The organism is Pseudoalteromonas sp. SG43-4 (genome assembly GCF_014164325.1).
In the GTDB taxonomy this organism is placed as follows: domain Bacteria; phylum Pseudomonadota; class Gammaproteobacteria; order Enterobacterales; family Alteromonadaceae; genus Pseudoalteromonas; species Pseudoalteromonas distincta.
The window spans coordinates 46,455-57,812 of sequence record NZ_JACJFB010000023.1 but is presented as its reverse complement, the minus strand read 5'-3'; the positions used below and the strand labels follow the sequence as shown (position 1 = coordinate 57,812).

Below are 11,358 nucleotides of genomic sequence, written 5' to 3'. Positions count from 1 at the left end.
AGCGAAGGCTGAGCCGTCAGATTTACAGTCTGATCCCTTTGGCCGCTCGGGAACCCCTCCACACTAATTTTATTGCATTTGGCCCCACTTAACTTAGCGGTAAGAAAAGTGGTGGAGGGAGCTGGATTCGAACCAGCGAAGGCTGAGCCGTCAGATTTACAGTCTGATCCCTTTGGCCGCTCGGGAACCCCTCCAATGCAACGGCGCTGATAATAGCAAATTGCGTATTTAAGTAAAGAAAAAAGCTAAAGAAAATTGAAATAAAGCCGATAAATATCTATCAGTTACCACAATCGACTAAAGACTATGCAAATAGATGATTTGTTAATCACAGAGAGTCAGTTAAACAGTAGGCTCAATAATAGTGTGCATGAAAATCGCCGTGGCGAATTTTCTCTATTATTAGCGATGCTGTCACATGACGCACTCGACTTTAGCCAATTTCATTTACCAAAAACTGAAATAGATAATTTAGTTATAGAAGAAGAGGCATTAAGAAAGCAATTTGGCGCAGGTCCAAAGCAACTTTTAGCCCCTGATGAATACAATATGTTGGTTGGACAGTTTAATGCATCATTAATATCTCAAGAAGGGGAGCGCTGCGGTATGACAAGTATTAAGCTAAGACAGTGCTTAAGCCCTGAACCACTTGCGATTAGAAATGATGATAAGCATATTCCACTTAATATAATAGATAACTGTGAGCTTGCTGTCAGAAGAAGAATTAAAAGCGAACAAACACAACTAGCGAATCCCCCTATAAATGCAGCTGCTTTTTACGACAGCCTTAATAGTGATGCAATACATCAACCACTTCAGCTTATTGCGGTGTGATATATGATTGTAATAATCATCAGTTAATATATGCTTTATAACGGGTCTGCTTTATATATTTGCTAATAATTGATTTAATGAAAAAAAAGCATCCAAAAATTAAATGCAATTGCTATAATGGCGTCAAATGGTATGACATGAAATGCCATTATCATTAAACCAAGGTAATTAGGAACGTAATGAAGAAAACATTCACGCTAAATCACGAGAAAATCAAATACCCTCGTATGGTTGATGCTGCAAAGCACGAAGTGAAAAAATATTTGAAAAGAGAGCGTAATAAAACGCTACCTGAAGATGCTGACTATTGGGCATTTGACTGTAAGTTTGGTAACACAGCTGAAGATGCGCAAGTTGTGCACGTTGCTGAATTAAGTAACCAAATTGGCGAAATTGAAAAGCAAGGTTTGACCTCTTTCTATGTAGAGATTTTAGCTCGACCTGCTCAACGTCAGCAATTAGATTTAGATGATGACGAATAATACTTAACTAAATTAAGTATTCAAAGTTATAAAATGAGCCCAAGTGGCTCATTTTTTGTTTTTATGCAATAAAGATTTACTAAAAAGCATTTTTATTAATAACCAATAAGTAGAATCCCTCTTAATTAACATTTGCATAACAAAATGTGGTGCTATAGGCTGTTTTTAATTAAAAAAACAAAACATTTTTACTATGCCAATAAATTACTCTGACCATCAATTAAAACTAAGTTTAAAGAATTCTAAAGTACTTATAGTTGACGATCAGTTATTAAGCTTAATCGTATTAAAAAAAATATTATCTGAGAATTTTAATGTGACAACAGCTGGAAGTGGTGAAGAAGCAATTGAAATTTGTAATGTAAATGTACCCGATATAGTCCTACTCGATATTAGTATGGGTGGAATGAGTGGTATTGATACATGTTTAAAATTAAAAAATAATACTGAAACACAGGATATCCCAGTTATTTTTGTTACATCCTTTGAAAACGAAGAAGAAGAGTGTTGGGAGGCCGGAGCTGTTGATTTTATTAAAAAGCCGATTGTAAAAGAAACACTATTTAGAAGGGTTCGTGCCCATATAACGTTAAAATTACAACACGACTTACTCAATCAAAAAGTATTTTTAGATGATTTAACTAAAGTATTCAATCGCCGTTATTTTGATGCACATTTTTCTAAAATGGAACGAAGCGCCTTACGAGAAAAAGTTGACTATGCATTATTACTCATCGATATAGATTATTTTAAGCAATACAATGATATCTATGGTCATGTGCAGGGGGATACGGTGTTAAACCTAGTAGCACAAACTATTACTAATAGTTTGCAAAGGCCAACCGATTTTGTTGCGCGTTATGGCGGCGAAGAGTTTGTAGTTGTTCTACCGCATACAAGCACTGAAGGTGCAATTTGTGTTGCTGATAAAATTAAACAGAATGTGGCCGATTTAGGAATATTACACAAATATTCAGAATATGATTTTGTGACTATTAGTATTGGCGGTGCAACCCTACAACCATACGTAAATAACAAAAACACGTTGCAGATCGCAGATGAAAAAATGTATGAGTCTAAAATGCAAGGGCGTAACAAAGTGTGTTTTTAAGTTTAGTTAGCTAATAAATCACTCTGCCACTTAAAAACACCTTTTAGGTGATAAATATTAAATAAGATTATTTATTACATGCTATGACATTTTTTGTACTTTTTATTGCTACCGCATGGGCAGTTATCATTTCTGCCTACTTTAATATCTTCAACAGGATATATAGTGCCATCTAAATAACGCCATTGAGTGTTTTCTTTAATAAACTGCGATTTTTCATGAAGCTCACAAAATAAGTTTTGATAAAAATATTGGGCTTTAAATTCTACAGTTCCAGTATCGCCATCATGGCTTGAGTCAATTAAATCAAGATTTATAAATCGACAGCTGTTAGCAAAATCATTGATTTCTTTAACCGGATTCTCAGCTTGTTTTTCTTTTGCGTAGGTTTGATAAACATGTTTTGCATTTTTAATAACATAAGCGCTGAATCGTGAGCGCATAAGTTGTTCAGGAGTGTCAGCTTGCTTTACAGATAAGTGAAGCGGCTCGCAGCAATCGGCATAATTGTGCCCACTGCTGCAAAAACATAATGTGGTATTGAGTGAAGTCATAATAATAATACAGAATCTAAAACATTAGTTTAACAAGCTTATTGAGCGAGTGGTATCTCTGTTGTTTGAGCGTTTTTAGTAAAACAGTATAGTTTTGTATTCGTTTTACTTAAATCGAACGATAGATTTGTAAGTAGTTGGTTATTAACTATATCGGTCCAGGTAATTACCGCTGCAAAGTTTCCATTATGTAACGCAGAATTTAATACATACTCTAAATTTACTAGGTGCTTCTGTCTAATAACAAGTAATTTGCTTGTATCAATAGAGCATGAGTCAAGTAAAGCTTTGCTAGGTACATGATCTGGCGCAATTAGTAACGTCCATGCATTAGAGCTATTGTATTGGTGTAATACTTTTAAAAGCTCAAAGGTCGCTGAAATTTCATCTTCAATTTGGATCAAATTTACGCAATCGCTTTGCTCGTCTTGTTGGTAACTTTTAACTGTTCTTACGGTAATAGGCTGTAACATAATTTCACTCACTGGGTTTTTATACAGTATTCATATACAGTAGTTTATACAGTGCTTTCGTGCAAGCATTTTATGCTATTTATTTGTACAATTATTCAGCCTTTGATCATTGTTTTTTATTTTTAAATCTATAATTCTTTATTAATCAACTTGTTATAGGTTTGTTTTTGAGAAGGTATTTCAAAAATAAATTTTTGAGTAATGTTTTAATTTGTGGGTTTTATACTGAGTAGGAGTATCTTTGTAACTATATACAGTATTTTTCAACACTGTATACAGTACTTATAACTTAGTTGGTTTATGTGTCTTCACTCGTGCGAGGGATCATATGAGAAAACTGGAGTTGGTGGATTTGTTCGTACAAACTTGCTGCATAACATTGAGCATCTTTAAATCGCTTAGTTTCGATATGTTTGCGTATATCTGTAACCGCTGCAGTGGCAGGTGCGTATCCTTGGCTACTCGCTAAGCTCAACCAAGCTACAGCATGAAATACACTTTGTGGCACGCCTTCACCTTTTACAAAAAATAAACCTAAATAAAACTGTGCTCTATGGTTCCCTGCCATTGCAGCAAGGCGCATCCATTTTGCAGCCAATGGAGCTTGATTATTTTTTAAATAATATAGGGCTTTATTAATAGTACTTTGCTCATCTTTTTTATTATCAATGGGCGCGGGGCTGCTTTCTGGTTGAGTAACAAAACCTAAAATGTTGTCTAGCTGTTGCTCTAAGTCTTGCTCACAAGGTGTTGTTTTAAGCATATTGGTTCATTTATTATTTTAACTACTTTAACAGTTTAGTATATAGCAAGGTAAAATGTCCTGTAAAAGATAATTTTTATGTTAAAATCTCGTCACTTTTTACTATCACAAGTTTATTATGTTTGAAGCCTTATTTAAACTCAGCGAAAATAACTCAACAGTTAAACGCGAATGCGTTGCTGGCCTAACGACCTTTATCACTATGGTATACATTGTATTTGTAAACCCGGCTATGCTTGCTGAGGCAGGGATGGACCAAGGGGCTGCATTTGTAGCTACCTGTATAGCAGCTGCGATAGGCTGTTTTATAATGGGTTTGTGGGCTAATTATCCATTAGCATTAGCGCCTGGCATGGGACTAAATGCCTTTTTTACGTATGGCGTCGTATTAGGAATGGGTTATACCTGGCAAGCCGCATTAGGGGCTGTTTTTATGTCGGGTTGTATATTTTTATTTTTAAGCTTATTTAAAGTCAGAGAATGGATTATTAATGCCATACCTCTGGTGCTCAAGCGAGCTATCGCAACAGGTATAGGTGCTTTTTTAGCCTTAATTGCCCTTAAAAATGCAGGCATTATTGTCTCAAGCCCAGCAACATTAGTGCAATTGGGCGACATTACTTCCCCAGGCCCATTATTGGCTATATTAAGCTTTTTTGTAATTGCAGCGCTTTTATACCGCGATTTTAAAAGCGGTGTACTTATTAGTATTTTATTAGTGACTGGCATTGCACTAAGTTTAGGGCTAGTTGAATATCACGGTGTTATGGCTATGCCACCATCAATAATGCCTACTTTTATGCAACTAGATTTTGCCGCCGCTTTTGATATATCAATGATGAGTGTTATTTTTGCATTCTTGTTTGTCGATCTTTTTGATACTTCGGGTACATTAGTTGCGGTCACTCAAAAAGCTGGTTTAGCTGATGAAAAAGGTAACATGCCTCGTTTAGGGCGCGCACTAAGTGCTGACAGCTCTGCAACAATTGCAGGTGCGATGCTAGGCACGTCTACGACTACATCGTATATAGAATCGGTTGCTGGTGTTTCTGTTGGCGGACGTACTGGCTTAACGGCTGTAGTTGTAGGTATTTGCTTTTTACTAATGATGTTTTTTGCACCGCTTGCACAAATGGTACCGGCTTATGCTACGGCAGGTGCTATTTTATATGTCGCTGTACTGATGTTACAAAATTTAAAGTTTGTAAATTGGGATGATATGACCGATGCAATTCCTGTTACTGTGGTATTACTAATGACACCATTAACGTTTTCGATTGCGCACGGTATTGCACTTGGTTTTATATCTTATACGGCGGTTAAAGTTTTGTGTGGTAAGCAAGATCAAATCAGTATTAGTGTTTGGATATTGACAGCCTTGTTTGTTTTCAAGTTTGCATTTTTGTCTTAATGACCAACAAATAGACAAAAAAGCCTGCATAAATTTAATTTGTGCAGGCTTTTTTAATGCTTTTATAAAAGAATTACCATTTCTTTTTAGGAGCAAACAATATATCTAAGTCGTCTTGCTCTTCTTCTGTTTTCTTTTTAAGTGCGCTTGCATTAGAAGCCCGCAGTTCAACACTAATTGCTTCTAAGTAACCTTCAACTTCTTGGCGTTTTGTTGTTACATATTCATCGGTGTATGTAACTGCATTGAGCGTTGCCTGTGCTTTTTCAAAATACTGCCTTGCAGAGCCAACCATACTCGCTGAGCGGGCAGATAAGCCACGTTTTATTTGGCTTTCGATATTAATACGCAGTTGTAGTTTTTCAAGACGTTTATCTTCTAAAACAAAAACTTGGCTATCAATACGACCTTTATTATGTTCAGAGCGTAAAATTGAGCGTAATTTTTTAATGCCCTGAATTAAGCCTACAAGTTGCTTGTCATTACTCGGTAGCGTTAAAGCTTCACTGCTATTATCTTGAACGGGATTAGATAAGTGCGTTTTCGCTTCACTTAAGCGGCTTTTGAGTGCTTTGGATGTTGGCGAACTAGTAACCATCGTGTTTAATGCTTCGTAAATACGGCGTTGCAATACACGGATTATATTTTCAGAAAGAGGTATATTGGCACTATTCATTAGTGCTTCTTCTGTTTCTTCTATTATAGCTTTTTGTTTTGTTAGTTCTTTGCGGCGTTCCGCTTCTTGTTTTTCTTTGTGTTGTTGTACAGCACTTACCCAAAGTGCAATCACAATCAATGCAACTATAAGCACTATTATAATAGAAACGATCATGGTGTAATTCTCGGATATATAACCTAATTATTTAATCTTACATTAAATATACGTTAACAGGGTAGCTTTGCGCCGATTAACTTAAAAAATACACCAAAAAATTGATAGGTTGAGCTCTTTATAAACCGTAGTCACCCTAAGGGCTTATAAACTAAAGCTGAATAAACATCGCTACCTCAAGCATATTTATTATGCTAGCCTTGAGCTCTAATCAGATAATTGCACACCTAAAGACCTAAAGTGATATTTTACGTAAATAACACTTGGTTTTAAGCGGTATTGCCTTTATAAATAATATGAATAATAACGTTAAAATTTGCAGCCATGAAATTACAACAACTCAGATACATCGTAGAAGTACAAAATCATAAATTAAATGTTTCAGCGACTGCTGAGAGTTTATTTACCTCGCAGCCAGGAATTTCTAAACAAGTACGCATGTTAGAAGATGAGTTGGGTGTACAAATTTTTGGTCGCAGTGGTAAACATTTAACGCATGTAACCGGTGCTGGCGAAGATATAATTAATATTTCTCGTGAAATACTCTCCAAAGTAGAAGGTATTAAAGCCGTTGCTAATGAGCATACACTACCTGATCAAGGTAAGTTGAATATTGCCACAACACATACCCAAGCCCGTTATGCTTTGCCTAACGTTATTCAAGGGTTTATGAAAAAATACCCTGCGGTATCGCTTCATATGCACCAAGGTACTCCACAGCAAATATCGGATGCTGCAGCACGCGGTGATGCCGACTTTGCTATTGCAACAGAAGCACTGCATTTGTATTCAGATTTAGTTATGCTGCCTTGCTACCATTGGAATCGCAGTATTGTTGTTGCTAAAGACCATCCGCTCGCTAAAAAGGCAAATAGTTTAACTGTTGCTGACATTGCCCAATATCCACTCATTACATATGTATTTGGTTTTACGGGCCGCTCAGAGTTAGATAAAGCATTTAGCGCACACGGACTTGAGCCACACATTGTATTTACTGCAACCGATGCTGATGTTATAAAAACATACGTACGACTGGGTTTAGGAGTTGGTGTTGTCGCTTCAATGGCGATAGATCAAGTGAGCGATACCGATTTAGTGTGTATTGATGCAAGCCACTTATTTGAAGCAAGCACGACCAAAATTGGTTTTAGAAAGGGCAGCTTTTTACGTACTTACATGTATGATTTTATTGAACGTTTTGCACCGCACTTAACTAAAGAGCGCGTAGAGCGAGCAAGCTTGTTACGTAACCAAGATGACGTAGATAAGTTATTTGCAGATATAGAGTTACCCGTTAAATAAGGTGATTGCATTGAACGAACAATAAAAAAGCTGCCTATTTTAAAATAGGCAGCTTTTTCTCTTTATAGCGAGCTGATTAACATTCGATAATATTAACTGCTAATCCACCGCGAGCGGTTTCTTTGTATTTGGTTTTCATATCGTTGCCGGTTTCAAGCATGGTTTTAATCACTTTATCAAGTGATACCTTTTGCTCTCCACTGCCACGAATAGCTAAACGTGAGGCATTAATTGCTTTAATCGCGCCCATTGCATTACGTTCAATACACGGTACTTGTACTAAGCCACCAACAGGGTCGCACGTGAGGCCTAAATTATGTTCCATACCAATTTCTGCTGCGTTCTCTACTTGCACAACATTGCCACCAACAATTTCTGTTAATGCGCCTGCAGCCATTGAGCACGCAACGCCAACTTCACCTTGGCAACCTACTTCAGCACCCGATATAGAGGCATTCTTTTTATATAAAATACCAATAGCAGCGGCCGTTAATAAATAACGTGTGGCTATATCGCGGTCTACTTCTTTCACAAATGTGTGATAGTACATAAGTACAGCCGGTAAAATACCCGCAGCACCATTAGTTGGTGCGGTAACTACACGGCCACCTGCCGCATTTTCTTCGTTTACGGCAAGGGCAAATAAATCAACCCAGTCCATTGCACGAAGTGGGTCGTTACTGACCTCTATATTTAGTTTTAAGTATAAGCTAGGCGCTCGGCGCTTTACTTTTAAGCCGCCAGGTAGGATACCTTCGGTACGCATACCACGGTCAATACAGGCCATCATTACTTTCCAGATATGAAACAGCGTGTCCTTTATTTCATCTTCAGTGCGCAGTGTTTTTTCGTTCTTCATCATTAAGCTTGAAACACTAAGCCCTGACTCTTTACACATCTCTAGTAGCTCTTTTGCGCTACTGAAAGGGAAAGGAGCTGGGTTTTCTTCTCTAATATCAAGGGCTGCTTGTTTTTCGTTTTCAAACTCTTCATCAGTAACAATAAAGCCACCGCCAATAGAGTAATATACTTTGCTGTAAACTTTTTCGCCGTTGTTTGAGGCGATAATTTCCATTGCATTAGAGTGCTTAGGCAGCGTTTTGCGACGATGAAAAACAATAGCGCCTTGTTTTGGAAACTTAGCTTTGTGTGTTTTGTTTAGATAAATAACCTGATCTTTTTCGATGGTCGCTAAAATGTCGTCGACTAAATCGGCATCTATAGTTTCAGGGTCATAACCGGCTAAACCAAGAATTACGGCTTTACCCGATCCATGGCCAACACCTGTTTGTCCCAAAGAGCCATAAAGCTCTACTTTAATATCGGTAACATTTGCTAATAATTGTTGTTCTTGTAGGTCATTAACAAATAAGCGTGATGCGCGCATTGGGCCAACGGTGTGTGATGACGAAGGGCCAATACCAATGCTAAACATATCAAATGCACTGATCATAATGTGTGTCTCTACTTTGTTTTATCAGCACGAAGCTGCTCTTTGAACGGTCGAGCATGATAACGTGGAATTGTGATTGTGTAACTACTAATAACGAAGATTTAAACTGGTAAGGCGAGTTGTTTTGTAAAGTTTTTTATAATGCTTGCAGTCGCACCCCAAAGTAAACCATGTGGCGTTTTAAAACCTTGCAAAATAACCGCTTTCCCAAATCGTTGAAAAGGTAAGGGTTGCCAATTAGCTTCGTTATTTAACTCAGTGACCGAGAGCAAAAAGCTCGCTTGTACTTCATTATAGTCATTTTCCCAGGTGGTGCCTTTATTAAGTAAACCCACATAGGGGCTAATACTAAAACCCGTTAATGTTGAATACTCAGGTAAGTGACCTATTACATTAACGTTGTTTTGGGCAATATTTAGCTCTTCTTTTAGTTCGCGAAGGGCTGTGGTGCGAAGGGTAATGTCGCTTACTTCAAACTTACCCCCAGGCAAACAAATCTCCCCAGGGTGATGGTGTAAATAAGTAGGGCGTTTACACAGTAAAATATGTGCATGGTTATCTATATCAATAATTGGCAGCATAACAGCGCTAGCACGTTTTTGACGCGTGTCTTTTAACTGGTTTGGCGCAGCTGTAGGGCTTAACAGAAACCGCGCCATAATGTGTTCACTATTCAAAACGACCTACTGTTTTAATAAAGGGAGGATTTTATTTACTTTATCGTAAGTTTCTTGATATTCCAATTCGACTTTAGAATCAGCTACTATTCCGCCACCAGCCCAGCAGTAAATTTGCGCTTTGTGGCATACCAAGGTACGAATAGTGATACTCGTATCCATATTTCCACATGCACTTAAATAACCAATTGAACCACAGTAAATGCTGCGGCGATGCGGTTCTAGTTCTTCAATTATTTCCATCGCCCTAATTTTGGGCGCACCGGTGATTGAGCCACCCGGAAAAGCCGCTTTTAACTGATCGACCGCTGTTTTGCCTTCATCAAGTTCTGAGGTTACCGTGCTTACTAAATGATGCACTGCCGGAAAGCTTTCAATAGCAAAAAGGGAAGGGACGTGGACGCTGCCAGGTTTTGCCACTTTGCCTAAGTCGTTACGCAGTAAATCAACAATCATGACATTTTCAGCGCGATCTTTAGCTGATGCTGCGAGTATTTGGGCTTGGCGTTGATCCTCCAGCGCATCCGCTTTTCGCGGCAGAGTGCCTTTAATAGGTTTGGTTTCTACAACGTTATTATTTACAGATATAAAGCGCTCAGGGGAAATTGATAAAATTGCTCCTTGAGGGTGATTTATAAAGCTCGAAAATGGCGCTTTATTTGCCTCACGCAGTTTAATATAAGCCGCCCAAGGGGAGCCTTCAAACTGAGCGTTAAAGCGCTGCGCTAAATTAATTTGGTAACAATCGCCACTTTTTAGATACTCCTCAATTTGGGCAAACTTTGCAGCGTATTCCGTTTCGCTCATATTTGATTGCCAGTCGCTGTTTAGGGCAAAGGACTGCGTATTAACTTGGGAGTTAGCGTGTGTATTTAAGTATTGCTCATAAAGCGCTAATCGATCGGTGTTTGGCTGCGATACATAAAACCAGCTTTGTTGCTGCTTGTCGTAAAGAAGGGCATCTAAGTAAAGACCAATAGCCATTTGGGGAAGATTAATATCTTCAATAGCACGAGTGGGGATGTTTTCAATTGTACGCCCTAAGTCGTAGCCAAAGTAGCCAAGCCAGCCGCCGTTAAAGGGTAAATCGTAATCGGCTTTTGTTTTAGCAAGATGCGAAAGCTCATTATTCATAATTTCAAAGCAGTTATCACTACTTTCTATATTATTTAAAAAGCTTTTATTATTTTTTACTTCAAGGGTACTTTGCGGCTCAATAGCAACAATATCAAAACGGCTGTTTATATGATTACTATTTGCAGAATCTAATAGAATTGCATAAGGCAAATGTGAAAAATGCGCAAAAACGTCAATGCAGTTTTGTGTTATGCCTAATTTAATACAATTTTTTTTATTGTTTAGCATTTACTGCCCCTTTAAGAACTGGCTCGAAACGGGCTGGGAGGGTATCATAAGTCAAATTTTTTGGCAGCACTAAGCTGCAAAAAACAGTGCAAACCACCGTC

General features: G+C 37.9%; 12 protein-coding genes and 1 tRNA gene. 5 read left to right on the top strand and 8 right to left on the bottom strand.

The genetic code is table 11. The annotated features are described in order from the left end of the window. Positions 1-109: 109 nt before the first annotated feature. Positions 110-194, bottom strand: a tRNA-Tyr gene (locus tag H5160_RS17880). A 112-nt stretch (positions 195-306) separates the two neighbouring features. Here H5160_RS17880 and H5160_RS17875 point away from each other — a divergent pair. The 3 genes from H5160_RS17875 (at position 307) to H5160_RS17865 (ending at position 2,427) form a co-directional block, all read left to right on the top strand. Next, entirely contained in the window at positions 307-834 is a 528-nt protein-coding gene (locus tag H5160_RS17875; protein ID WP_033021584.1) for a VC2046/SO_2500 family protein, read from the top strand. 179 nt (positions 835-1,013) lie between these two features. Continuing rightward, positions 1,014-1,316, top strand: coding sequence for a DUF6172 family protein (locus H5160_RS17870; protein ID WP_002961433.1), 303 nt, complete (start codon positions 1,014-1,016; stop codon positions 1,314-1,316). A 193-nt stretch (positions 1,317-1,509) separates the two neighbouring features. Beyond that, on the top strand, positions 1,510-2,427 hold the full coding sequence (locus H5160_RS17865) for a diguanylate cyclase (RefSeq protein ID WP_182738222.1): 918 nt from the start codon (positions 1,510-1,512) through the stop codon (positions 2,425-2,427). A 74-nt stretch (positions 2,428-2,501) separates the two neighbouring features. Here the strand turns inward: H5160_RS17865 and H5160_RS17860 are convergent, their stop codons facing one another. The 3 genes from H5160_RS17860 to H5160_RS17850 form a co-directional block, all read right to left on the bottom strand. Continuing rightward, positions 2,502-2,981, bottom strand: a complete 480-nt coding sequence (locus H5160_RS17860) for a YchJ family protein (protein ID WP_182738220.1) — start codon at positions 2,979-2,981, stop codon at positions 2,502-2,504. A gap of 38 nt (positions 2,982-3,019) precedes the next feature. After that, positions 3,020-3,454 (bottom strand): SulA-like leucine-rich domain-containing protein, encoded by a 435-nt coding sequence (locus tag H5160_RS17855; protein WP_002961428.1) that lies wholly within the window; start codon positions 3,452-3,454, stop codon positions 3,020-3,022. A gap of 298 nt (positions 3,455-3,752) precedes the next feature. Further along, entirely contained in the window at positions 3,753-4,217 is a 465-nt protein-coding gene (locus H5160_RS17850; RefSeq protein ID WP_182693823.1) for a tetratricopeptide repeat protein, read from the bottom strand. Between the two features lie 118 nt (positions 4,218-4,335). Here H5160_RS17850 and H5160_RS17845 point away from each other — a divergent pair, with 118 nt between their 5' ends. Further along, positions 4,336-5,628 (top strand): NCS2 family permease, encoded by a 1,293-nt coding sequence (locus tag H5160_RS17845; protein ID WP_002961426.1) that lies wholly within the window; start codon positions 4,336-4,338, stop codon positions 5,626-5,628. Between the two features lie 73 nt (positions 5,629-5,701). Here the strand turns inward: H5160_RS17845 and H5160_RS17840 are convergent, their stop codons facing one another. Further along, positions 5,702-6,460 (bottom strand): hypothetical protein, encoded by a 759-nt coding sequence (locus tag H5160_RS17840; protein ID WP_182715834.1) that lies wholly within the window; start codon positions 6,458-6,460, stop codon positions 5,702-5,704. Between the two features lie 324 nt (positions 6,461-6,784). Between H5160_RS17840 and cysB the strand changes: the two genes are divergently transcribed. After that, a complete protein-coding gene (gene cysB, locus H5160_RS17835; RefSeq protein ID WP_002961670.1) occupies positions 6,785-7,762 on the top strand; it encodes an HTH-type transcriptional regulator CysB in 978 nt (325 codons plus the stop codon). Positions 7,763-7,838: 76 nt separating this feature from the next. On the opposite strand, the gene H5160_RS17830 is transcribed toward cysB, so the two are convergent. The 3 genes from H5160_RS17830 to pabB form a co-directional block, all read right to left on the bottom strand. Next, the gene (locus H5160_RS17830; RefSeq protein WP_024603668.1) at positions 7,839-9,215 is read right to left on the bottom strand and encodes an L-serine ammonia-lyase; all 1,377 of its coding nucleotides are present in this window, start codon (positions 9,213-9,215) and stop codon (positions 7,839-7,841) included. 101 nt (positions 9,216-9,316) lie between these two features. After that, on the bottom strand, positions 9,317-9,892 hold the full coding sequence (locus H5160_RS17825; protein WP_182738219.1) for a CoA pyrophosphatase: 576 nt from the start codon (positions 9,890-9,892) through the stop codon (positions 9,317-9,319). A gap of 6 nt (positions 9,893-9,898) precedes the next feature. Next, positions 9,899-11,257: an aminodeoxychorismate synthase component I gene (gene pabB, locus H5160_RS17820; protein ID WP_182711550.1), complete on the bottom strand. Its 1,359-nt coding sequence runs from the start codon at positions 11,255-11,257 to the stop codon at positions 9,899-9,901. Positions 11,258-11,358 lie beyond the last annotated feature (101 nt).